This is a genomic window from uncultured Desulfovibrio sp. (genome assembly GCF_944324935.1).
In the GTDB taxonomy this organism is placed as follows: domain Bacteria; phylum Desulfobacterota; class Desulfovibrionia; order Desulfovibrionales; family Desulfovibrionaceae; genus Desulfovibrio.
Map to the genome: position 1 here is coordinate 1 of NZ_CALUYG010000017.1, position 23,069 is coordinate 23,069.

At 65.8% G+C, this 23,069-nt stretch carries 21 protein-coding genes and 1 tRNA gene; 10 read left to right on the forward strand and 12 right to left on the reverse strand.

Annotated elements, in window-relative coordinates; translation table 11 throughout:
• Positions 1-107: 107 nt before the first annotated feature.
• From Q0J54_RS05465 to Q0J54_RS05515, 11 genes are all read right to left on the reverse strand, one after another.
• Positions 108-183 (reverse strand) — tRNA-Thr (locus Q0J54_RS05465).
• A gap of 98 nt (positions 184-281) precedes the next feature.
• Complete coding sequence (locus tag Q0J54_RS05470) at positions 282-1,613, reverse strand: sodium-dependent transporter (RefSeq protein WP_296304449.1); 1,332 nt, start codon at positions 1,611-1,613, stop codon at positions 282-284.
• A gap of 50 nt (positions 1,614-1,663) precedes the next feature.
• Entirely contained in the window at positions 1,664-2,782 is a 1,119-nt protein-coding gene (locus Q0J54_RS05475) for an AI-2E family transporter (RefSeq protein ID WP_296304450.1), read from the reverse strand.
• A 255-nt stretch (positions 2,783-3,037) separates the two neighbouring features.
• Complete coding sequence (locus Q0J54_RS05480) at positions 3,038-3,406, reverse strand: hypothetical protein (RefSeq protein ID WP_296304451.1); 369 nt, start codon at positions 3,404-3,406, stop codon at positions 3,038-3,040.
• 155 nt (positions 3,407-3,561) lie between these two features.
• Complete coding sequence (gluQRS, locus tag Q0J54_RS05485) at positions 3,562-4,599, reverse strand: tRNA glutamyl-Q(34) synthetase GluQRS (protein WP_296304453.1); 1,038 nt, start codon at positions 4,597-4,599, stop codon at positions 3,562-3,564.
• Positions 4,600-4,748: 149 nt separating this feature from the next.
• Positions 4,749-5,264: a rhodanese family protein gene (locus Q0J54_RS05490; protein ID WP_296304455.1), complete on the reverse strand. Its 516-nt coding sequence runs from the start codon at positions 5,262-5,264 to the stop codon at positions 4,749-4,751.
• 49 nt (positions 5,265-5,313) lie between these two features.
• On the reverse strand, positions 5,314-6,249 hold the full coding sequence (locus Q0J54_RS05495; RefSeq protein WP_296304456.1) for an NlpC/P60 family protein: 936 nt from the start codon (positions 6,247-6,249) through the stop codon (positions 5,314-5,316).
• A 73-nt stretch (positions 6,250-6,322) separates the two neighbouring features.
• Positions 6,323-6,736, reverse strand: a complete 414-nt coding sequence (locus Q0J54_RS05500; RefSeq protein WP_296304457.1) for a flagellar basal body rod C-terminal domain-containing protein — start codon at positions 6,734-6,736, stop codon at positions 6,323-6,325.
• A 90-nt stretch (positions 6,737-6,826) separates the two neighbouring features.
• Positions 6,827-7,612, reverse strand: a complete 786-nt coding sequence (gene folE2 / locus Q0J54_RS05505; protein ID WP_296304459.1) for a GTP cyclohydrolase FolE2 — start codon at positions 7,610-7,612, stop codon at positions 6,827-6,829.
• A 1-nt stretch (position 7,613) separates the two neighbouring features.
• Complete coding sequence (gene nikR / locus Q0J54_RS05510) at positions 7,614-8,033, reverse strand: nickel-responsive transcriptional regulator NikR (RefSeq protein ID WP_296304461.1); 420 nt, start codon at positions 8,031-8,033, stop codon at positions 7,614-7,616.
• A 30-nt stretch (positions 8,034-8,063) separates the two neighbouring features.
• Entirely contained in the window at positions 8,064-8,798 is a 735-nt protein-coding gene (locus Q0J54_RS05515) for a methyltransferase (RefSeq protein ID WP_296304462.1), read from the reverse strand.
• Between the two features lie 153 nt (positions 8,799-8,951).
• On the opposite strand from Q0J54_RS05515, the gene Q0J54_RS05520 reads away from it, so the two are divergent.
• The 6 genes from Q0J54_RS05520 (at position 8,952) to Q0J54_RS05545 (ending at position 16,791) form a co-directional block, all read left to right on the forward strand.
• Positions 8,952-9,440, forward strand: coding sequence for a CvpA family protein (locus tag Q0J54_RS05520; protein WP_296304463.1), 489 nt, complete (start codon positions 8,952-8,954; stop codon positions 9,438-9,440).
• 160 nt (positions 9,441-9,600) lie between these two features.
• Complete coding sequence (mazG, locus tag Q0J54_RS05525) at positions 9,601-10,404, forward strand: nucleoside triphosphate pyrophosphohydrolase (RefSeq protein ID WP_296304464.1); 804 nt, start codon at positions 9,601-9,603, stop codon at positions 10,402-10,404.
• A 35-nt stretch (positions 10,405-10,439) separates the two neighbouring features.
• Positions 10,440-12,503 carry a hypothetical protein gene (locus Q0J54_RS05530; protein ID WP_296304465.1) on the forward strand — a complete coding sequence of 688 codons (2,064 nt, stop codon included), beginning with the start codon at positions 10,440-10,442 and terminating at the stop codon, positions 12,501-12,503.
• Positions 12,504-12,512: 9 nt separating this feature from the next.
• Positions 12,513-14,807, forward strand: coding sequence for a hypothetical protein (locus Q0J54_RS05535; RefSeq protein ID WP_296304466.1), 2,295 nt, complete (start codon positions 12,513-12,515; stop codon positions 14,805-14,807).
• Between the two features lie 160 nt (positions 14,808-14,967).
• Positions 14,968-15,891, forward strand: a complete 924-nt coding sequence (locus Q0J54_RS05540; protein WP_296304467.1) for a diaminopimelate dehydrogenase — start codon at positions 14,968-14,970, stop codon at positions 15,889-15,891.
• Positions 15,892-16,314: 423 nt separating this feature from the next.
• Positions 16,315-16,791 carry a chemotaxis protein CheW gene (locus Q0J54_RS05545; protein WP_296304468.1) on the forward strand — a complete coding sequence of 159 codons (477 nt, stop codon included), beginning with the start codon at positions 16,315-16,317 and terminating at the stop codon, positions 16,789-16,791.
• 200 nt (positions 16,792-16,991) lie between these two features.
• Here Q0J54_RS05545 and Q0J54_RS05550 read toward each other — a convergent pair whose 3' ends face one another.
• On the reverse strand, positions 16,992-17,600 hold the full coding sequence (locus Q0J54_RS05550; protein ID WP_296304469.1) for a GntR family transcriptional regulator: 609 nt from the start codon (positions 17,598-17,600) through the stop codon (positions 16,992-16,994).
• A gap of 412 nt (positions 17,601-18,012) precedes the next feature.
• On the opposite strand from Q0J54_RS05550, the gene hisD reads away from it, so the two are divergent.
• The 4 genes from hisD (at position 18,013) to Q0J54_RS05570 (ending at position 22,715) form a co-directional block, all read left to right on the forward strand.
• Complete coding sequence (gene hisD, locus Q0J54_RS05555) at positions 18,013-19,323, forward strand: histidinol dehydrogenase (RefSeq protein ID WP_296304470.1); 1,311 nt, start codon at positions 18,013-18,015, stop codon at positions 19,321-19,323.
• A 288-nt stretch (positions 19,324-19,611) separates the two neighbouring features.
• Complete coding sequence (locus tag Q0J54_RS05560; protein ID WP_296304471.1) at positions 19,612-20,814, forward strand: aminotransferase class I/II-fold pyridoxal phosphate-dependent enzyme; 1,203 nt, start codon at positions 19,612-19,614, stop codon at positions 20,812-20,814.
• A 66-nt stretch (positions 20,815-20,880) separates the two neighbouring features.
• Entirely contained in the window at positions 20,881-21,882 is a 1,002-nt protein-coding gene (locus Q0J54_RS05565) for a D-cysteine desulfhydrase (protein WP_296304472.1), read from the forward strand.
• Between the two features lie 56 nt (positions 21,883-21,938).
• Positions 21,939-22,715, forward strand: a complete 777-nt coding sequence (locus Q0J54_RS05570) for an amino acid racemase (RefSeq protein WP_296304473.1) — start codon at positions 21,939-21,941, stop codon at positions 22,713-22,715.
• Positions 22,716-23,069: the final 354 nt, after the last annotated feature.

Below are 23,069 nucleotides of genomic sequence, written 5' to 3' on the forward strand. Positions count from 1 at the left end.
CGGCTACATTTCCTTACGACAAAAACGAAGTGGGGACAAAGTGGGGACAACTTCCGCCGGAGACGAAAAAAGGACTCACGGCATTACCCGTAAGTCCTTGTTTTCTCTGGAGCCAGCTAAGAGACTTGAACTCTTGGCCTGCTGATTACGAATCAGCTGCTCTACCAACTGAGCTAAGCTGGCGCGAAGGGAATAATGCGACAAATCCGGCAGTGTGTCAAGAAAAAATGTACTTCTTTCAGGGCAGCATTTCTTTCCGCCCATCAGCGCGCGCAGCAACCTCAGAGCAGCCCGAGCCCGTGCAGCAGCACCAGCAGGATGAGCAGCGGTGTGGCGGTACGGCAGAGCTGCCGCACCGCCCGCGGCGTCCAGCCGTCTCCGAGGTGGACAAGCACCTGCCCGCCAGCGGCCGAATAGCCCACGAACAGACAGGTGGCTATGCCGCATACCGGCATGAGCAGCATGGAGGACAGCGCATCATAGAGATCGAAAAAGGTCATGCCGAACATCCGCGCATCGTTCAAAATGCCGAGCGAGAGCGTGGCCGGGGCCCCCAGCAGCATCAGCCCCGCCAGCACGGCGGGCACGGCCTTTGCGCGCGAACAGCTCAGACGCTCCGCCAGGCAGGACACCGGCACTTCCAGCAGGGAAAGGATGGCCCCCGTGGCGGCGATGCCCGACAGGACAAAGAAGACGGTGGCCAGCAGATGCCCCCCGGGCAGGGAGGCAAAAACGGCGGGGATGGTCATGAACAGCAGCGCCGGCCCCTGCGTCACCTCGAAATCAAAGCTGAACACCGCCGGGAAGATGGCCATGCCGGCCAGCAGGGAGACCAGCAGGTCACAGACCATGACCCTCAGGGCCGTGGCCGGGATATTGACGTCTTCCTTGAAGTAGCTGCCGTAGATGAGCATGCAGCCCATGCCCACGGACATCTTGAAAAAGGCCAGTCCCATAGCCGTCAGGATGACCTCGCCCGAGATGCGCTCCCACTGCGGCATGAAGAGGAAGCGCAGCCCCTCCCCCGCTCCCGGCAGGGTCAGGCTGCGGAGGCAGATGCCGAGCAGCAGCAGAAACAGAAGCGGCATGAGCACGCGCGTCACTTTCTCGATGCCTTTCGACGCTCCGCGCATGATGATGGCGCCCGTCAGGATCAGCACCCCCCATTGCCAGCCCAGCGAAGCCAGCGGATCCCCGGTCAGCCGGCTGAAGGTCCTCCAGGCCGTATCGGGGTCCGCCGTGGCGGCATCGCCCAGGGCTGACTTGAAGATATAGGCGAATACCCAGCCCGCCACATCCGAGTAAAATCCCAGGATCACGACACAGCTCAGGATGGCGCCCATGCCGATGAGCCACCAGCGGGAACGCGGCGCAATGACGCGGAAGACATCCACCACATTGCGACGCCCGGCCCGGCCGATGGCCAGTTCGGCGATCATAAGCGGCAGACCGACGCAGAGCGTGGCCAGCACATAGACCAGCAGAAAGGACGCCCCGCCGTTCTGGCCCACGAGCGCCGGGAATTTCCAGATATTGCCCAGCCCCACGGCCGAGCCGAGGGTCGCGGCCAAGACGCCGAGCCGGGATGAAAAATGATCACGCGCGGCCGCCATACGGTTTCCTCACAGCAGATGGTCTTAGTGGGTGGACAGGGAAAAGACGCTCACGCGGCGGACTGCTCGTCCGTCACATCGTCCTGCTCCCCGGCAAGCGGCGCATCGGTCCTTGCCGCCGTCGCCGGAGGAAATTCTTCCATGAAGATCTGCCAGAGGGTGACGAACAGCACCGCGAGCACCGGTCCGGTGATGAAGCCGTCCAGCCCGAAGAGGGCGAATCCGCCCAATGTCGAAAGCAGCACCATGAAATCCGGCAGTTTGGTGTCGCGACCGACCAGGATGGGCCGCAGGGCATTGTCCGCAAGCCCGATGACGCATACCCCGTACCCCATGAGCACCATCCCGGAAAGCGGTTCGCCGGTCACCAGCAGGTAGATGGCCGCCGGCAGCCAGACCACCGCCGCCCCGACCACGGGGATGAGCGACAGCAGCGTCATAATGACGCCCCAGAGAACGGGCGCACGCAAGCCCAGCACCGCGAAGATGATCCCGCCAAGGGTCCCCTGCACCACCGCCACCAGCAGCGTGCCGCGCACCGTCGCCCGCAGCATGAGGGCAAAGCGGGCAAACAGCAGCTCCTCCCGATGATCGCCAAACGGCAGCGCCCGGATGAGCAGCCGGCGGATGCGTTCGCCGTCCCGCAGCAGAAAGAAGGCCAGATAGAGCACGATGGCCAGATCAACGAACCAGTTGACGGTGCCGCCGCCGATGGTCATGGCCTGCCGGGCCAGATAGCCGCTGACCGTTACGGCGGCGGACGAGGCCACCGCCTTGAGCTTTTCCGGCCCGTAGCCGAACTTCTCCAGCCACTCGATGACCGTGGGCAACGCCTGCCGCAGCTTGTCCACCATGCGGCCGATCTCGTCAGCGCTGCCGGACAGCCGCGTGTAGAGCTGCACCAGCTCGGTCAGGCAGGTATAGAGCAGGTAGCCCGCCGGAAGGATGATGAAAGCCAGGCTGACCAGCACCGTGCAAAGGGAAGCGGTGTTGGCCCCCAGGCCGCGACGTTGCAGCCACTGGCGCAGCGGCATGAACAGCAGGCCGATGACCACGCTCCAGAAGATGTCGTCAAAAAACGGCCGCAGCATCCAGAGAAAGGCCAGCGTCGCCAGCAGCAGCAGACCAAGAAAGGCGTTGTTCTCCAGGCGCGAAGGCGGAATAGTCATCTGTGCTCCTTGCAGACTGCCGATCCTGCGAGGCGGTCCAGCGGGGCGAACCTCTTGCGGCCGCTTCTGTCGGGCCTCTCCTTTCCCGCCGCCCTCACCCGCGGCATGAACGAGCTTGCCGCCCCCCTGAGCGACGGCAAGCCGGGCGGCAAAACTTCGGGCAAGGCTTCGCTCCCTGCCGTCCGACGGGGAGGGACGCATACGCGTCATTGCCGGCGCGCATGCGCTCCCTCACCCGCTGAAGCGCTCCGCTTCTCAGGCTCGCTCAATGATAAAGGGGATGCAGTGCAGCTCGCGGCTTTTTTCCTGCGTTGAACCGAGCTTCCAGGGGCTGTCGGCGGCCCAGCCCAGCTTTTCGGCAATGGCCCGGGCCACACCGGCCACGTTCAGCACGGGATGCCGCTGGAAGACCTGCGGCAGACCGTAGGTAAGGTTGCACACCAGGCACTTGCCGGGACGCTGATGCAGTTCAAAAGCCAGTTCGGCCTTGTCGTCACTGACGTTGCGGCACACCAGACGAATATCGTACGCCCCTTCTTCAGCGCCGCCGAAAAGCGCGTCAAAAAAGGCGTCCGTCCGTTCCGCGGGAAAAGCCGTATCCAGAAATGCCTGATCAAGAACCATGTGTCCTCCACTGGAAGTGTGCATGCTATCGATTGTCCGCCCCGCCCCATCGGCGGCCTCTGCGCCCTGCGGCAGGCCGAGTCCCATTTTCGTGCCGCTGCGCGGCGACACCCGCCCGTCAGGGAGACCCTGCCCGGCATCCTTCCGCGCAGGCCTCAGACTGAAGGCGCGCCATGCCGCAGCCAGTCCATCAGCGGACCGTCAAGGCTGCGGTCCGTCCGCGGCAGCCTGTCCAGCCGGAACGCCGGCACGAGCTCCGCAGCCGTGACGTCCCGGCGGGCCGGATTGTTCCCGGCCAGCCAGGCCAGCAGGCCGACGATACGCTCCGGGGGCACGCCTTCCGCCCGCAGACTGCGCAGGGCAAGGCTGTGATGCCGCTTGGCAAGCCGTTCCCCCTCCGCATCACAGAGAAGGGGAACATGGGCATACGCTGGTATCTCATAGCCCAAAAGTCGCAAAAGGGCAATCTGACGCGGCGTGGAGGAAAGGATGTCGCGCCCCCGCACCACCTGAGTGATCCGCATGCGTCCGTCGTCCACGGCAACGGCAAGCTGGTAGGCGATCACTCCGTCGGACCGCTGCACGGCGAAATCGCCGCCGCAGTCATCCAGCCGGAAAGTCTGCGGCCCCTGCGCGGCATCCCGAAAACGGATCGGCTCCGACGGCCCGTGGAAACGGAGGCTGGCCTGCCGCCCGGCCTGCCGCAGCGCCGCCCGCTGCGCCTCGCTGAGCTGGCGGCAGGTCCCCGGGTAGGGGGCTCCGCTGTCGTCCACATGTGGCGCGCCGGCCAGAGCGCGCAGCTCCTTCCGCGTGCAGAAGCAGGGATACAGGCAGCCGAGCCGCTCGAGCCGTTGCAGGGCCTGCGCGTAGAGCCCGGCACAGCGACTCTGCACATACGGGCCGTACTCTCCCCGTTCCGGCAAAGGATCGCCGCTCCCGGCAGCGGGAAACGCCGGCCCTTCATCCCAGTCCATGCCCAGCCAGCGCAGATCCTCCAGCACGGCAAGCGCGTATTCGGGCCGCGACCGTTGCGGATCGATGTCCTCCAGCCTGAGGACGATGTCGCCTCCGGCCTGCCGCGCGGCCCACCAGGCCAGAAGGAAGGCCCAGGCGTTACCCAGATGCAGATAGCCCGTCGGGCTGGGCGCCAGACGCCCCCGGATATGTCCCGCGCCCAACATGTCCCGCGCCATGTTCCCTCCCTGCCGCCGTCCTTCGCGGTCATGCCCGCAATGCAAAACGGGGAAGCCCTCCGCTCACGCGCGGCGCTTCCCCGAGTCGATCGACGCGACACTTTCCCGCCGGCTGCCCGCACTGCGGGCCTCACCTGTGGCGGATGCCGTTACTTGTTGTTCCAGGGCATTTTGGCCAGCAGCTTGGCCATGCCGCAAAAACCGGTCAGCCCGGCAAAGATCAGTCCGGCGCCCACAAAGGCGCTCAGCCAGATGAAGACCGGGAAGACGCAGGAGGCCAGCAGGCCGAAGAGCACCAGCGAACCGGCGCCGATCTGGATCTGGCGGTTCATGGGCAGGGGGCATTTTTCGTGACGTTCCACCGGCAGCCCGGCCTTTTCCCAGGCCTCAACGCCGCCGAGCACCAGCAGCGCGGGACCGCCGGCCACACGTTCCAGCACGTCGGCATTGCTCCGCGTACGCGAACCGGAATGACACATGAAGACGATGGGCTTCTGGTCCGTGGCGGGGTCCAGTTTCAGGTACGGCAGCGCCGACAGCGGGGCGGCTTCCGCGCCGGGCACGGAGATAGTGGCCAGTTCATCGACTTCGCGCACATCGACCAGACGGATCTCTCCGGCTTTCAGGCGCTTGTAGACTTCGACGGGGCTAAGAGACGGCAGCATGTGACCTCACTTTGGTTGGGGGAAAACGACTCTCACACCTTGTATCGCATTACTTCTTGGACGAGGAACTTTTGCGGGACGATCGGGACGCTCCGGCGTCCTTCTTCCCCTGCCGGGACGACGCCCGGGCCTGTGTCTTGCTCTTGCTGCTCCGGCGCGCGGCGGGAGCGGCCTTTTCCTTGCTTTTACCGCCCTGTCGGGCCGATGCGGCCTTGGACTTGCCGCTCTTGCGGGAAGTGGCTTTTTCCCGGCTTTTTTTGCGCTGCTCGGACGGCTTGCGCACCTGATCCTTTTTCTTGCGCTGCGTGGAGACCTGCGAAGTCTGCTTGCCCTTTTTCCGGCTTTCGACCGTTGCTTCCTGCCGCGCCTTGCGGGAACGCTCCATATCGCGGACCGCCCGCTCCTCGGTATACTGCGCCATGCGGCTTTCCGCCTGCGCCACGAGATCCTGACCATCGGCGTTCATGCTGACCCGCCGTGCGCCGAGGAAGGTATTGTTGAAATAGGGATCATCCAGGGAGCTGATCTTGACCGAGCTCCGCCGCCGCGGGCTGTGCACGAATTTGCCGTCCCCCACATAGATGCCCGTATGATACCCGCGCCGCGGATGGCGGAAGGCCACGATATCTCCGGCGCGCATATCTTCCACACGCATGATGCGCTGGCCGATGGCGGATTGTTCCCGCGCCGTGCGGGGCAGTTTGACGCCGACGCTCTGATAGGCCCATTGCACGAGTCCCGAGCAGTCAAACCCGCCGGGATTGCGCCCGCCGCGGACATAGGGCGTACCGATGACCGAGCGGGCCGTCTTGACCACGGACTGACCGGAGGCCCGGTCGCGTGCGTCCTCCTGCTGGTTCAGAACGTCTTCCACATTGGCGCGATAGCGGATCAGCAGATCCTTGTCCTGTTGCTTGCGCGCCGTACAGCCGAGCATCACGGCAGAGATCAGGAGGATGGTCAGCAGATTGAGTGCTTGCCGCATTCGTTCTCCAGACAAGGGTAAACCCGCTTGCGCGGGTTGAAAAACGGTCAGCCCCGTATATCCATCGAAAATATCAGGCCTTCATGTCCAGGATGACGCCCAGCATATCATCCGCCGTTCGTACGACCTGCGCGTTGGCTTCATAGGTATGCGGCATGGCCACCAGATCGGCCATCTCCCGCTCCAGACTCGTGCCGCTGGGGAAAAGACTTTCCAGCGGCGTGCCTTCGCCGGCGCCCATATCGCGGGCCCGCTGGCGCAGCTCGTCATAGGAGACGCGCGTGCCCTCCTGACCGGAAAGGCCGTCCCCCTGAAAAACGGCGTCCAGGCGCGTGCCGCCATTGCCGGAAATATCCGAATACTCGGCCCGCTGGGGGTTGAAACCCGCCGTGTTCACGTTGGCGACATTATGCGTAAGGGTCTGCATGCCCGCACCAAATGCGGAAAGAGCCGTCGCACCAATATCCATGCTGCTTGAAATGCTCATAGCCTTACTCCCCTTTCCCTGTTTTTATCACAGCCCGCGCCAAAAGGCAAAAGGCTTTTTGCCGCGGCCGTCCACGGGCCTCCCCTGCGTTCAGCGCCGGCCGGCCTCCAGATGGCGTTCGATGCAGGCAAAGGCATTGTGGCTGTGGATGGATTCCATGCTTTCCACCTCCACGCGGAACCACGATATCTGCCCGTGCTCCAGCAGACGTTGCGCCACGTTGCGCACCACATCCTCCACAAAGGTCGGCTGCGCGAAGGCATGCTCGGTCACGAATTTCTCGTCCTCCCGCTTGAGGAGCGTATAGACGGCGGACGAGCCCGAGGCCTCGGCCATCTCGATGAAATCCTCGATCCAGCTGAAGTGCGTCATGCGGACGGAGAGTCTGATCATGGTCCGCTGACTGTGCGCGCCTTCCCGGCTGATGGCCTTGGAGCAGGGACAGACCGTCATAACCGGCACGGCGACATCCAGCGAAAAGGACTGCCCCTCATCGGTCAGTTCGCCGGTCAGACGGCACTCGTAGGCCACAAGGCTCTCGCAGCCGGAAGCCGGAGCCGCCTTGCGCATGAAATAGGGGAAGCAGAAATGCACATAGGCCCGCCGCGCCTCGAGGCGTTCCTTGATGGCGGCAAGCAGACGCCGTACGGACTGATAGCTGATGGCGTCGTTCCACTCTTCCAGCGCCGCCACGAAGCGGCTCATGTGCGTTCCCTTGAAGGCGGCGGGCAGATCCACGCCCATATCGACGCGGGCCACGGTCTGCCGGCTGCCTTCCGCCTTGTCCCGCACCAGCAGGGGCATGGTGATGCCCCGCACCCCAACCGTATCTATCGGCAGCGCCACCTGTGGCGCATGACGTTGCACATCTTCCATATCAGGCAAGGTCCTGTCCTGTGGTTGTTCCGCTGAACGTGCCGTGCTTCACCCCCTTGCAGGAGACAAGGCGGTCGGCAAGGGCGCGTATGCGGACGGCATCCCCTTTCAATACCAGCACTTCCAGACAATTGTGATGATCAAGATGCACATGCAGCGTCGTGATGATGATGTCGTGATCGTCATGCTGCATGCGCGTCAGTTTGCGGGCCAGATCATTCTTGTGATGGTCATAGACCAGCGTCAGCGTCCCGGCCGCCTCGACGTCGGCACGCTGCCACTCTTCCTCCACGAGCGCCTTGCGGATAAGGTCGCGGATGGCCTCCGAGCGGTTGCCGTACCCCTTGCGATGGCACAGCTCGTCAAAGGGCTCAAGGAGCTCCTCATCCAGTGAAACGCCAAAACGCGTCAGCTTGCCCATGCGCTTCGTTCCTCTTCTGTCCGGCACGCCTCAGCATGCCGCCGGACGCCGGCTGATCTCCCAGACATGCACGGTCACGGGCACAGGCTGGGCATAGAGCGCCTCCACCTCCGCGCTGAACACCCGCCGCCCCTGCCAGCCGCCGCCGTGCAGCGCCTGCAGGAAGGCGTCATACACGCTGCGGCCCGGTTCGGCCAGCCAGGCCACGCCGTCCGCGGCCAGCGCATGCGCCAGAAAGCGCATGACCGGGGCCACAAAACGCTTTTCGTACATGATGTCGCCGCCCCAGATGCGGTCGATGCCGCCGGGCCTCAGGGCGGGCTGCCGCCAGTCCATGACGGCCCAGAGCGGCCCGGGACATACCTTGTTATGTTCGGCATTGCGTGCGGCGAAACGCACGGCCTCCATCTCGTAATCCAGCCCCAGCACCCGCGCCCCCAGCCAGGCTCCGACCAGGGCGGTCAGCCCCAGCCCGCAGCCCAGATCAAGGCAGCGGCGTCCGGCCAGCTCCGCGCGGCGCAGTTCCAGCCAGCGGGCCAGCACCAGACTGGACGGCCAGAGCTCCGTCCAGTAGGGGAGCCGCTCATCCTCAAAATTCCGCGGGTCTTCGGTCATGGCCTCCCAGAGTTCCTCAAGGTTGGCCGCGCGCAGCAGCTCCCAGGGCCGCCCGCAGGCCGTCACCCTGATACGGCCGCGGTCATCGGCTCCGGACGCGTCATGCCGGGCGTTGTCGGCCCCGGAACAAGAGGGATCGGACTGCTTCATCCCTTCAGCATAGCCTATTGCGCCGCCGCTGTACAGCCGTGCCCCCCCTGCCCGCCGCTTCCCGGAAAAAACAGGCTGTACGCGCTCTTGTGAGGCGCGCCGCCTTCTGCTAGGCTGTCGGCACTTCTTTTTCGAGGCTATTTCGAGGGATCTATGGGACAGGATATTTTTGACGTCATCGTCGTGCTGGTGCTGGTCTTTTTTACCCTGCGCGGCTTCTGGAACGGCTTTGTGGGCGAAGTGGCCGGGCTGGTCTCCCTCGTGGGCGGCTTGTGGGCGGCGCACAACTTCCACCCCCTGCTGTCCGGCTACCTGACGTTCATCAGCGAACCGGCCTGGCGGCAGCTTGCCGCCTATGTGCTGATCTTCATCGCCACGCTCGTTCTGGTGGGGGTGCTGGCCCGCATCCTGCAAAAAGTTCTGTCCTTCAGTTTCATCGCCTGGGTGGACAAGCTGGCGGGCGGCATCCTGGGGCTGGCCAAGGGCCTTCTGCTCTGCTCTCTTGTGCTGATCGTGCTGCAGAAGCTCATGGGCAACATGGCCTTTCTCCAGAATTCGCGCGCCCTGCCCTATTTCACCAGCCTCATCGAGCAGATCCGGGCCTGGCTGCCGCCGGACGTACTGAGCCGGTTCAACATCTGACGGGACGCAGACGGGGACGCCGCCCGCGGGCGCTCTCCGTTCCTGCCGGCCCGCGCCCACGGGACGTCCCGGCCCGCCCGGCAGGGGGATCCCGCCGGGACCCGGTCGAGGGTCGCACAATTGGCGGACAGGGCATGTCGCATCATCAAAGGAAACAGGTATGGAAAAAAACGCGCTTGAACACTTGCGGGAGGTCCTTGACCGCCTGACGGCCGAAGAGGGCGGCTGCCCGTGGGACAAGGAGCAGACGCCCCGCACCCTTGCCGAGTACATCATCGAGGAAAGCCACGAGCTCGTCAGCGCCATCCGCTCCGGCACGGATGCCGATGTCTGCGAAGAACTGGGCGATGTGGCCTTTCTGCTGCTCTTTGTGGCCCGGCTCTATGAAAAGCAGGGGAAATTCTCCCTGGATGACGCCCTGGCCCATAACTGCGCCAAGATGATCCGCCGCCACCCGCATGTCTTCGGCGACGCGCATTTCGATACGCGGGACGAACAGCTCAAGACCTGGGAGCGGATCAAGCGGGATGAGCACGCCGATGCCGAGGGCCGTCCCAAGGGGCTCTTCGACAGCCTGCCCGCCAGCCTGCCGCCCCTGACCAAGGCCTATCGCATCCATTCCAAGGCCGCCCGCGTGGGTTTCACCTGGCAGGAGGACGCGGAGGTGGAACAGCAGGTGGAAGCCGAATGGCTGGAATGGCTGGACGTGTCCGCCGGGGACGACAAGGAGGCCCAGCGGCACGAGCTGGGCGATCTGCTCTTCAGCATCGCCGAACTTGGACGGCGCAAGGGCATCAAGGCCAGCGAAGCGCTGGACGACGCCAATACCCGCTTCCTCCGGCGCTTCGCACGCATGGAAGAGCTTGCCCGCGCGCAGGGACGGGACTTTGCCGCCCTGTCGCTGGATGAGAAGGACGAGCTGTGGACGCGGGCCAAGGCGGAAGAAACAGCCGGGAAGGACTGAGCGTGCGCCGTCTCCCGTTGCCTGGACGCCGCGGCGTGTGCGGGCCGCGCCTGGGAGGGATCGCCCTGCTGCTCCCCCTGCTTATGGCGGCGCTGCTGCTGGCGGCCTGCACGACCACGCGCCCCTGGGGCGGCGGCACGACCGCCGTACGGCCGGAAGCACGCCTGCCGCGCGCCGATCCGGGCTATGTGCAGTGGCTGGAGCGCCAGTCCATGCTGGGGGACGCGCCGCTGCTGGCCGGACAGGTATCGGGGACGGAACGCATCTGGAGCAACAGCGCCCAGAGCAAGAATCGCTCCCTGCTGCTGACCGCCGCGCCCAACTGGCTGGAGATCGACCCCTCGACCGTCGGCGTGTCCGGCAGCGTCTTCGCCGCGCTGGGCGGCAGTCTGCCCGCGCTGCTGCGCCAGCTCGGCATCGACGGGCTGTATGTGTCGCCCACGGGCGAACGGGGCGACATCTGGCAGGAAGCGCCGCGCGTCGGCACGGCCGACAACGTGACGGCCCTGCACTTCGACAAGACGGTCGGCAATGACGACGACTTCGCCCGTCTCCAGGAACATCTCGAAGCCGCGCACATCCAGCTCGGCGGCGACCTGCCGCCCGCGGCCACGGGCCTCGGCCCGGACTTCATCCTGCAGGCCCGCCATGCGCCGCGCTTTGACGGGCTGTACGCCATGATCAGCGTCCCGCGCGCTCTCTGGGGCGAACTGCCGTCCGTCCCCGGCGAATGGGACTGTCTGCCCCTGCGACCGGAAGCGGTGAGCGTCCTGCAGGCCCGGGGCCTGCTGCCGCCTACGCTCCTGCGGCAAAAACTGGCCTGGGCCGAGCCCGGCGGCTGGGCCGCCACGGGCGAGGTGCGCGGCACGGACGGCCAGATCCGGCGCTGGGTCTACCGTTTTGCGGACGATCCCCAGCGCCCCGTCCTGCTCTGGCAGGATCCGTCGGGACAGGCCCGGCGCATTTTTTCCGCCGCCATCATCCGTCATACGGGCCTGCAGGGACAGGCGCTGGCCGGCCTGCGGCTGGAAGCCCTGTTCGGCCTCGATGTGCCGGCCCCGGCCGGCGAAGGCGGGGCCGCCTCCCTGTCGGACCGGCTGACGCCGGGCTACGGCGCGCTGGCTGCCGCCGCGCGCGAAGTGCATCGCTACGGCGGCTGGGCCGTGCAGGCCGACGCCCTGCCGCCCTCGCTGCTTGCGCCCGTCCTGCGCATGGGCGTGGATTTCTCGCGGGACGGCCTCACCGCCCCCGCCGCGGAATATGCCCTGCTCAGCGGCGATGCCGCGCCCCTGGCCCGCCTGTTGCGGCAGGCGCAGGAAGACGGGCTGGATCAGAGCCGTCTGGCCCGGGGACTGCACGGCTGGCAGGGGGTGGACTGGCGGCTGCTGCGCGACCTGCCCGACGGGGAGCGCCTCGTCCGGGAGGCGCAGCGCCTGAGCGGGCTGGACGGCGAGGAGCTCCGCCTCTGGACGACGCCGGCCTCCCTCGCGGCCCGGGCGCTCGGCCTGGACGAGGCCGCCGCCCTGCGCCCCGAAAATGCCGAAAGCCTGCGCCGAGCCACCCTTGCCCTGCTTGCCTGCCGGGCCGGACTGCCCGGCCCGCTCTTCATCAGTTTGCAGGAGCTGACCGGCGCGCTGGATGTGCCGCGCAGCGTCTCGCGGGATATCCTTCCCAGCCGCGGGATGGTCCCCCTGCCCGGCGCAGCGGCGGGCGGCGGTTCCGTCGCGCCCGCTCCGCTGGCCTTTGGTCCCCTGAGGGAACAGCTGGCCGATCAGGACAGCTTCCTCCTGCTGACGGCCCGGCTGCTGCTGGCCCGTCAGGCCGCCGGGCTCGCCCGGGGGAAACTCGTGTCCGTTCAGCAGGCCGGCGGCTGTCTTGCCCTCTGCTCCACCCTGCCGGAGGGCGGCTGCTGGCTGACCGTCGTCAATTTCAGCGGTCAGGAGCGCGAATTTTCCGTCCAGCTCCCCGCCGAAGGCGATCTGCTCGATATTTTCAGCGGCCAGAGCCTTGCCGCCGGCCGTCGTCTTTCCCTGCACCTTGCGGCGCGCCAGTCGCGCCATCTGGTAATGGATACCCACGCTGCCTCTTCTGCCCCATAGGAGTTGCCCATGAGTCAATATTACCCCGGCCAGCAATCGGACAACGACATTCGCTGTGATACGGGCCTTCCCACCCGGCCCTCACCCGAAAAGCCTCTTGCCGCCGATGCTCCCGAGGCGGATCCGGCAGCCGGAGCGCCCGACACCAGAAACGCGGCAGCCGATGCGGCCGCTTCGCCGGACAATACGGCGACAAACGCGGTGGCCCCGGACGCTCAGGATGCCCCGCATGCGGAGACCGTGACGCCGGCCCGGGAGCCCGCGCCTGCCGAGGAGCCGTCCGCCCCTGCCGCTGCCTCCCCTGACAGCGCCTCCCCCGCCGGGGAAGCCGGGGCGGAGCAGGCGGCTGCCGACGGCCCCTCCCGGACAGCCTCCGCCGCGACCCGGGGCACGACGGCCCACATCGATCCGGTTCCCGAAGACGAGGACATCCCCGTGCTGGAAGTGGCCCCGGCGTCGGGGCGCAGCCGTCCCGCCGGACGGGCGCAGCGGCTTTTCCAGCGGCTGGCCGTCGTGGGGCCGCTGGCGCTCCTCGTCCTGCTGGCCGTGCAGATCTGGCCCGTCTTTCTGACCGGCGGACGCTTCTGCCCCGCGGAATGGCCGACGGTGCTGGCGGCGCTCACCAGCCTGCAGGACGGCCAGTGGCTTTGCCCCAGCGGGCCGCAGGGCGCGCAACTGCCGCTGTTGTTCTGGCTCATGGGCGGCCTGCACCATCTGCTCCTGACGGCCGGTCTGCCAGATCTGCTCCTTTTCCCCGTCACCTCGACCCTTTGCGGCGCACTGGCCCTGCTGAGCGTCTGGGTGCTGAGCCGCGTCACGGGCAATGACCGGGAAGCCGCCCTTGCGTCCGGGCTCATGCTGTTGAGCAGCCTGCTCTTTCCCTTCCTCGCGCATTTCATGGGCCCGCAGCCCCTGGCAACGGCGCTGACGCTGCTCTCGCTGGCCTGCCTCTGCCGCGGCTGGCAGGCCGCCTCCTCCCCTCTGCTGCTGCCGCTGGGCTTCGTGCTGGCGGGGCTGGCGGGACTGGCGGGCGGGCTGACCTATGTGGCCCTGCCGCCCCTCACCAGCCTTATCTGGCTGCTCTGGCGGCTGTGCTTCGGGCGCACCCAGCGGCTGGACGCCGTCCTCGGCTTCCTGTTCATGCTGCTGGTCATTGCCGTCTGGCTGCTGGCGCTCATCGTCCTTGTGGAGGCCGACACCTATCTGCAATCCGTGGTCCGGCAGTTCTGGCACTGGCCCTTCCCGCTTTCCGGCAAGTGGTGGCTGCCCCTTGCGGCGGGCGTGCTGGGCATGGGCCCGTGGCTTGCCCTCATCCCCTTCGTCTCCTGGGGGCGTGTGCTGCGTCAGACGCCGCATGCGCTGGCCGCGAGCCGCCATGAGGCCTGCGGCACATCCTTCCTCTGGATAGCGCTGGTTCTCTCGGCCATCCTGAGCCTGCTGGCGCCGGGCCTCAGCGGCTCCGGCCCCCTGCTCTGCCTGCTGGCCATCCTGCTGGGCCGTGCGCTGCTGCGGCTGTCGGACCTGGGGAGCCGCATCTTCTATCTGGTGGTCGCCCTGCTCTTCCTGCACGCGGGCATGGCGCTCACGGCCTGCGGCTTCGGCGTCACGCTGGACTGGCTCGTCAACTTCACCTCGCTGAAGCTGACGCCGGAACAGCAGACCGTCGTCCTGCAACTGAGCGGCCTGCCCGTGCTGGGCATACTCGGCATCCTCTGTGCCGTCACCGTGACCCGGCTGGTGCGCCGCGCCTGGCCGGGAGGGGCCCTGCTGGTCTGTACCCTGCTGGCCTGCGTCCTTGCCCAGCCGGCCCATCTGCTGCTTACGCCCCAGCTCGGCGCTCAGGCCTCCGTGCCCCTGCCCAGTGCGGAGGAACTGCAAACCTTCCTGACCCAGCGGAACGAAAAGCCGCTGCCGCCGTGGTATCCGGCCCCCATCGACCTTCAGGCCCTGCCGCCGGCCGGAGAGGCCCCCGCCACATCCGACGACGCGGACACGACGGGCGGCACGACGACGCCCGCCGAAGCGGCCCCGACGCCTGAACCGGCAGCCGAACCGGCAAAGCCGACGCCCGAAGCCCCCGCCGCGACGGAAACACCGGAAGTCGCGCCTGCCGCGCCGGCGAACGACAGCGCCGAACGGCCCGCGCTCAGAGGGGATGGTACCCATCCGGCGGATGCGGGGACCGCGCCCGACAGACAGACGCCTCCGGCCTCCGACGGGCCGACGGCGGAAACACGGGATGCCCCGGCATCCCCTGAACGGACCGCCCCCGATGCCGGGGAACCGGAGGCCGCCACCTTGTGATCCCGAAGCGGGGAGTTCGTCCGACGGACGGCTCCCCGCTTCCTCTTTCGGGGGCCGGGCCCTTTCCATCGCTTGACGCCGTACGGTTCTTGCCTCTACAAAAAAAGACTTTCGCCGCTCCGGCGCTCATCTTCCAAAAACCTTTTCCAAAGGAACGACCATGAAAGAGTTTACGCTTGCCGTGCACAGTCTGGGGAATATCGGCTGCAAGGTGGTGGAAGCCGCCCTTGCCGCCCCGGACTGCCGCTGCCTCGGCGTCATCCGCCGGGCCGATTCTCTGGGGACGCGCGCGCAGGATCTGCGCGGCCTGCCGGAATACGCCAGCCTTGCCGACCTGGAAGCGGCGCAGGGCCGCCCAGACGTCATCGCCCTCTGCGGCCCCTCCCGCAGCATCCCCGATACGGCCGAAGCCTTCCTCCTCAAGGGATACAACTGTGTGGACAGCTTCGACATCCACACCGACATCCCGCAGAGCGTGGCCCGTCTGGACAAGGCGGCCCGCAGCGGCAAGGCCGTGAGCATCACCGCCGCCGGCTGGGACCCCGGGACGGACTCAGTCATGCGGGCCCTTTTTGAAGCCATGGCTCCCACGGGCGTGACCTTCACCAATTTCGGCCGCGGCCGCAGCATGGGCCATTCCGTGGCCGCCCGCGCCATCGAGGGCGTGGCCGATGCCGTGTCCATCACCATCCCCGTGGGCGGCGGCCGCCATTCGCGCCTCGTCTATGTGGTGCTGGAAGAAGGGCAGAACCTGGCCGACGTCACGGCCCGCATCAAGGCCGACGATTATTTCGCCCATGACCCGCTGGATGTGCGTCAGTGCCGCGACCGGCAGGAACTCTCCTTTGTGGCCGACCAGTCACACGGCGTCCTCATGGAACGCACCGGCGCCTCCGGCATGACGGACAACCAGATCCTCAAGTTCGACATGCGCATCAACAACCCCGCCCTCACGGCGCAGATCCTCGTCTCCTGCGCGCGTGCCGCCACGCGCATGGAAGCCGGCTGCCACACGCTCATCGACGTGCCGCCCATCAAGCTGCTGCCCGGCGAACGCATGGACATCATCACGCGCATGGTGTAGTGGCTGACGCCACTATTCGCTTTGTTGGGGGGAGGGGAACCCCCTCGCTCTGCTGTCGATGCCTGTAAGGCTCCTGCGTCGCCTAACAGGCACGGCCCTGAGGGCCGCCTTTCGGTCGCCGCCGGCGCGAGAGCGGGGTTCCCCTCCCCCCCCCCCAAGCCCCCCACCCTTCCCCCAGCGCGCTTTTGCCGGACGGAGGGAAGAGGTGACAGGCTTTCGGCAAAAAAATAACGGCCACATGCGCCAATGGGGATGGCGTGCGGCTCCATGCCGGCATGCCCTGGCGCGCCGCCGCATTTGGGTCTCCTGCGGGAGGCCCCTGCCCGGGAAAGGAATATTTTTTGCCGTTGCCCTATGCCTCTGGCCGCGACTGACGATAAGAAGGGGCAAAGGCAAGGTACGCTTTTCCCACAAGGAGCAGCTATGGATTTGAATCAGAAAAAACAGGATGACCAGCTCCTCCAGCTCGTGACGTTCAGCATCGGCGAGGAAGAGTTCGGCGTCAACATCCTGAAGGTGCAGGAGATCATCCGCACCATGGAGATCACCAAGGTGCCGCGCGCCCCCGATTTCGTGGAGGGCGTCATCAATCTGCGCGGCAAGGTGATCCCCATCATCGACCTGCGGCGTCGTTTTGGTCTTGCGCCTCGTGGGCATGACAAGAATACGCGCATCATCGTCATCGAGATCAACAACATCATCGTGGGCTTTGTGGTGGATGCCGTGTCCGAGGTGCTCCGCATACCCGCCAGTACGGTGGAACCGCCGCCACCGGTGGTCGCCGGTGTGGAATCCGACTATGTGAGCGGCGTCGGCAAGCTCCAGGACCGCCTGCTCATCATGCTGGATCTGGATCGCCTGCTCTCCAGCGAGGATATGGAAGCCCTCAGCAGCATGTAACCGCCTCATTCACAGGATGGAAAAAGCCCTTCCGCACATGCGAAAGGGCTTTTTCCTTTTTCATGCCCCGCCTCCGCCCCCGCCGGGGGACGTCCGGCGTGGAAGAGGCTATGATGCAGGATCACGTCGCACGACCGCCGCTCCCGGCAGCCGCCCTGCCGCACCTCTCCACCGCGGCGAGAACCGTACGCATGGCGCGTTCAGCGCCGAAAGCGCTGCATCTCCTCCCGCACCAGCTCAAGCCCGACCATGATGTTCTCCTGCAGCGTCGTCCGCAGCAAGTCGGCATCTTTGTTGCGCAGGGCGGCAATGATGGTGGCGTGCTGCTGGTTGAACAGTTCCTTGTGCTCGGCGGAATAGGCCCGGAGCGTCAGGAATGCCTGCACGAAATCCATGAGGTGTTCCACCACCGATACCAGGTGCGGCATGCGCGACAACTGGTAGAGGCGGTGGTGGAACTCCCTGTCCACATGGAAAAAATAGGTCTCTTCGCCGGCGGCTTCCATTTCCTTTGCCGTCTGCTCCAGCGCGTCCAGCTCCTGCGGCGTGGCCTGCCGCATGGCTTCCTCGGCCAGCGCCGCCTCCAGTTCGCAGCGCTGCTGGTAGATCAGCTCCATCTCCCGGTAGCCGGGCGGCAGCATGACGATGGCCCCCTTGTAGGGGATGTTCTGCACCAGCCCGGACTTGTCCAGCAGCAGCAGTGCGTCGCGAATGGGACCACGCCCGACCCCCAGCTGCTGTTCCAGATCCGTCAGGATCAGCCGCGTGCCGGGCAGGGCGCGCCCGCTCATAATCATGTCGCGTATCATTTCATACGCCACAAGCGACTTTGTTGCGCTGTTTTTGCTCGCATCGTGTGATTTCATGCAGGCTATATACGTTGGCTGACACGGGGGGTCAATACGCCTCCCCCCCTTTCCCGGACGCGACGGCGCAGTCCCTGCTTCCGGTCGGCCGCACCCGGCGTCCGTTCCCGGATGCTTGGACGTATCATGTGCTACTTCCACACGTTATTGACACAGAAAATTTTTCATAAAATATTTCATAAAATATTGACTTCCCGCGTGAGGAAGCCTAGGCTGATCTCAACGACAGGGAAACAGCCCCGAAGGGCAGCCGCCCTGCCCCGGACGGAAGGATCAAGCGCCCGCGACGTTTCGCCCGCTTTATCAGACCCAGAGGAAACACGCGCCACAGGCGCAGAGAGCAAGGAGAGTCGTCATGCGTTACCTCAAGCAAGCCACCAAGTCAGCCGAAGGCAACAGCCGGGAAGCCCGCGCCGTCGTCGAACAGATGCTGGAAGACATCCGCGCGGGCCGTGAGGATACCGTGCGCGCCCTGGCCAGGAAATTCGACAAATGGGAACAGGAGTTCATCCTCAGCGACGCCAAGCGCGAGGAACTCATCGCCATGGTTCCTGAAAGCGTCAAGCGCGATCTGGAATTCGCCCACAGACAGGTTGCCGGCTTTGCGAAGGCCCAGCGCGAGAGCATCGGCGAATTCGCAACCGAAGTAACGCCCGGCGTGGTGCTGGGACAGCGCATCGTGCCCATGGATGTGGCCGGCTGCTATGTGCCCGGCGGCCGTTTTGCCCACGCCTGCTCGGCCATTATGAGCGTGGCCACGGCCAAGGCCGCGGGCGTGCCCTTCATCGTGGCCGCCACCCCGCCCCGCGGCGAACACATCGACCCGGCCACCTGCTATGCCATGCACATTTCCGGCGCGGACATCATCCTGGAAATGGGCGGCGTACAGGCCATCGCCAGCATGGCGTACGGTCTCTTTACCGGCAAGCCCGCCAACATCCTCGTCGGCCCGGGCAACGCCTATGTGGCCGAAGCCAAGGCCCTGCTGAGCGGTTCCGGCCTTTGCGGCATCGACGTCTTTGCCGGCCCCACGGAATCCGGCATCATCGCCGAGGGAACGGCCGACCCCATGACCGTGGCCATCGACCTGGTCTCCCAGGCGGAGCATGGCTACAACTCGCCGGTCTGGCTCTTCACCACCAGCGAAGAGCTGGGCAACAAGGTGCTTGAGCTCATGCCCAAACTTTGCGCCGACATGCCCAACCCCGACGTGCCGCTGAGCGCCTGGCGCGATTACGGCGAGATCGTCCTTTGCGACGACCGGGAAGAGATGGCCGCCGTCAGCGATCATTACGCGCCCGAGCACATCCAGGTCATGGCCGGAGATCTCGACTGGTGGCGCGCCCGTCTGCGCTGTTACGGCTCCCTCTTCCTTGGCGAAGGCAGCACCGTGCCGCATGGCGACAAGTGCTCCGGCACAAACCATATCCTGCCCACCAGGAAGGCCGCCTACTACAGCGGCGGGCTCAACGTGCACAAGTTCCTCAAGATATGCACCTATCAGCATATCGATCCCGACAGGAACGACGTCATCGGCGGTACGGCCTCCCGCCTGTCCCGGGTGGAAGGCATGGAAGGCCATGCCCGCGCCTGCGACTGGCGTCTGCGGAAGTTCTATCCCGGCCGGGAGTGGGACTTCCCCGTGTACGAGCATCCCGCGTACTAGGGCCTGTTAACACTATTTGCCGCCTGTTGGGGGGAAGGGAAACCCCTCCGCCAGCGCGGGAGCGGGTTTCCCTTCCCCCCAAGCCCCCCATCCCTTCCCCAGCGCGCTTTTACCGGAGAAGAGGCAGGAACACGTGGCAACCCCGCCCCCAAAAGCAAGCGGAGCGTGTACAGCTTATTTGCTTTATATATTGAAATTATTTGTAAAATTTGTGTTAACAGGCCCTAAGATCGTCACAGCGACGGCAGGCATCCCCCCTGCCTGCCCACCACCCGCGAGGAATACGCCATGAAGACATTCACCAAGGATTTCACCCTCCAGGAACCCATCCCCCAGGAAGGCATCGAACTGGCGCTCGGCGTCATGCGGACAGGCCGCCTGCACCGCTACAACACCCTGCCCGGCGAAAAGGGCTGCGCCGCCGAGCTGGAAGAGGCCTTTGCCGCCTACATGGGCTCCCGATACTGCCTTGCCTGCGCCTCCTGCGGCAGCGCGCTCTACATCGCGCTCAAGAGCCTGGGCGTCGAGGCCGGGGATACCGTCCTCTGCAACGCCTATACCCTGGCCCCCGTACCCGGGGCCATCGAGAATGCGGGCGGGAAGATCGAGCTTGTGGAGATCATGGACGACTATACCATAGATATAGCCGACCTGGATGCCAAGGCCGCCCGGACCGGCGCGCGCTTCTTCCTGCTTTCGCACATGCGCGGCCATATGGCCGATATGGACAAGGTCATGGAGGTCGTGCGCAAGCATAACCTCATCCTGCTGGAAGACTGCGCCCACACCATGGGCGGCACCTGGAACGGCAAAAAGAGCGGCACGTTCGGCCATGCGGCCTGCTACAGCACCCAGACGTACAAGCATATGAATTCCGGCGAAGGCGGCCTGCTCATCACCAACGACGACCTGGTCATGGCCCGCGCCATCATGTACTCCGGCTCCTACATGCTCTACACCGCGCACACGGCCCGGCCGGACGCCGCCGTCTTCGAGAAGGTGAAGAAGATCACGCCGAACTTCAGCTCGCGCATGGACAATCTGCGCGCCGCGCTGCTGCTGCCGCAACTGAAGCTCCTCGACGAACGATGTCGCCGCTGGAACGTGCTGCATGATCACATGGCCGCCCGGCTCACGGCCATCCCCGGCGTCATCTGCCCGCGGCGCGACCCCCGTGAAGGCTATGTGGGCAGCTCCATCCAGTGGAACCTGCCCAAGGCCGGCTATGCCGACATCGAGACCTTCATAGCCAGGTGCGGCGAGCGCGGCGTCTCCGTCAAGTGGTTCGGCAACAAGGAACCCAGCGGCTTCACCAGCGCCTACGACAGCTGGCAGTACTTCCCCTATCTGGCCACGCTCGACCTGCCCGCCACCCGGCGCGTACTGGCCACCATGTGCGACATGCGCCTGCCCCTGACCTTCACCGTCGAGGACTGCGACGCCATCGCCGACATCATTGCCGAGGTCATCACGGAAATGGATCTGCGCTGATGCGCCGCCTCGTCCGCTTTCGCGCCCGCTTTTTCATCCTCCAACCCAAGCATTGAGGTTTTCAGCATGAATCTCGCCAAATTCCCCCGTCGCGGCTATGTCACCGACCCCACCCCCCTCGAATATCTGCCCAACTTCAGCAAGGCGCTGGGCGGCAAGGTCAGCATCTACATCAAGCGTGACGACCTCCTGCCCGGGACGGCGGGCGGCAACAAGACCCGCAAGCTGGACTTCGTCATGGCCGATGCCCTGGCGCAGGGGGCCGACACCATCATCACCTGCGGCGCCGTCCAGTCCAACCACTGCCGCCTGACCCTCTCCTGGGCCGTCAAGGAAGGGCTGGACTGCCACCTGGTGCTGGAAGAACGCGTGAAGAACAGCTATCATCCCGAGGCCTCGGGCAACAACTTCCTCTTCCAGCTGCTGGGCGTGAAGAGCATCACCGTCGTGCCCGGCGGCAGCAACATGATGGAAGAAATGGGCAAGGTGGCCGACCAGCTCAAGGCGCAGGGCAAAAAGCCCTACATCGTGCCCGGCGGCGCATCCAACAAGATCGGCGCTCTCGGCTATGTGAGCTGCGCCGAGGAGACCCTCCGCCAGCTTTTCGACATGGGGCTCAACATCGATCACATGGTCGTGCCCAGCGGCAGCGCCGGGACCCATGCCGGCATCATCGCGGGCATGTTCGGCAACAATGCGGGCATCCCGGTGACCGGCATCGGCGTCAATCGTCCCAAGCCCGTGCAGGAAGCGGCCGTGCACAAGCTGGCACAGGAAACGCTGGACTACATCGGCGCCGGCGTGACCCTGCCCGCCGAAAAGGTGGTGGCTTTCGACGACTATGTGGGCCCCGGCTACTCCCTGCCCACCGACAGCATGGTGGAAGCCGTGAAACTGCTGGCCCGGACCGAAGGCATCCTGCTCGACCCGGTGTACTCCGGCAAGGCCATGGCCGGCCTCATCGACCTCGTGCGCAAGGGCCATTTCGCCGACGGCAGCAAGGTGCTCTTCCTGCATACCGGCGGCTCCCCGGCCCTGTACGCCTACCTTGACACCTTCCGCAAGTAACGCTTGCAACCTGCCGGGGCGGCCACGCCGTCCCGGCAGCCTCAGGGATGACCCGCATGTCTTCGCAGCAGCCCCCCTCCATCGGCGTCCTCGGCGGTCTCGGCCCCTATGCGGGCCTGGATCTGGTGCACAAGATCTTTGATTGCTGCCCTGCCCACCGGGATCAGGATCACCTCCCCGTCATGCTCTACTCCTTCCCCAACGAGATCCCGCCCCGGGTGGAATTCCTGCTGGGCAGCAGCCCGGACAATCCCGGCCATGCCATGGGGGAGATCATGGTACGGCTGGCGCAGGCCGGGGCCACGGTCATCGGCATGCCCTGCAACACGGCGCACAGCGCCCCCATGCTGGACGTGGCCCTCGCGCGCCTGAAGGCCTCCGGCTTTACCGGACGCTTCATCCACATGATCACGGCCACCGCGGACCATCTGCGGAAGACCTTCCCCGGGGCCCGCCGCATCGGCGTCCTCTGCACGCAGGGCGCCTACGCCTCGCAGGTGTTCACCCGGCATTTCCAGGCGGCGGGGCTGGAGGTCCTCTATCCCGACGAAGCCGGACGCGACGCCCTGCAACACGCCATCAGCGATCCGGCCTTCGGCATCAAGGCCTTTTCCCAGCCCGTCACCGAACGGGCGCGTACGGCCATCGCGGCCCAGGCCGAAAGCCTGCGCGCCCGGCAGGCGGACGTCATCCTGCTCGGCTGCACCGAACTGCCGCTGGCGCTGGAAGGCAAGGATTTCCAGGGCATTCCGCTTGTGGATCCCACACGCGTGCTGGCGCGCCGCCTTGTCGAGGCCTTCGCTCCCGACATTCTGCGCCCCGACGCCGGATAAAGGGCCGCAGGCTGCCGCCGGGAGCCTCCTCACGCCCGGCGGCAGCGCACGGCGGCGCAGACCCGCCGGCGGGCAGCCGCCAGACATCCTGCCGCGCGCCCGCAAGGGCGCACCGGCGATCTTCCAGGCATAGGCAAACTCCTGAAAGGCATCCTGCCGGTCTTTTCAGCCTCCAGCCGGCAGAGCCCCCCCTCCTTTCCGCCGCACACCGGAAAGGAGGGGCTTGTCATTCGTCCGCCATGCGTCCCCGGGCCAGAAAATGCCTCTGTCCGCAAAACATCTCCAGAAAAAAGACTTGCCAAAAAGTAAAAGTCGGGCTATGAGCATTGATTCCTATAACGCATTGGGGGATAT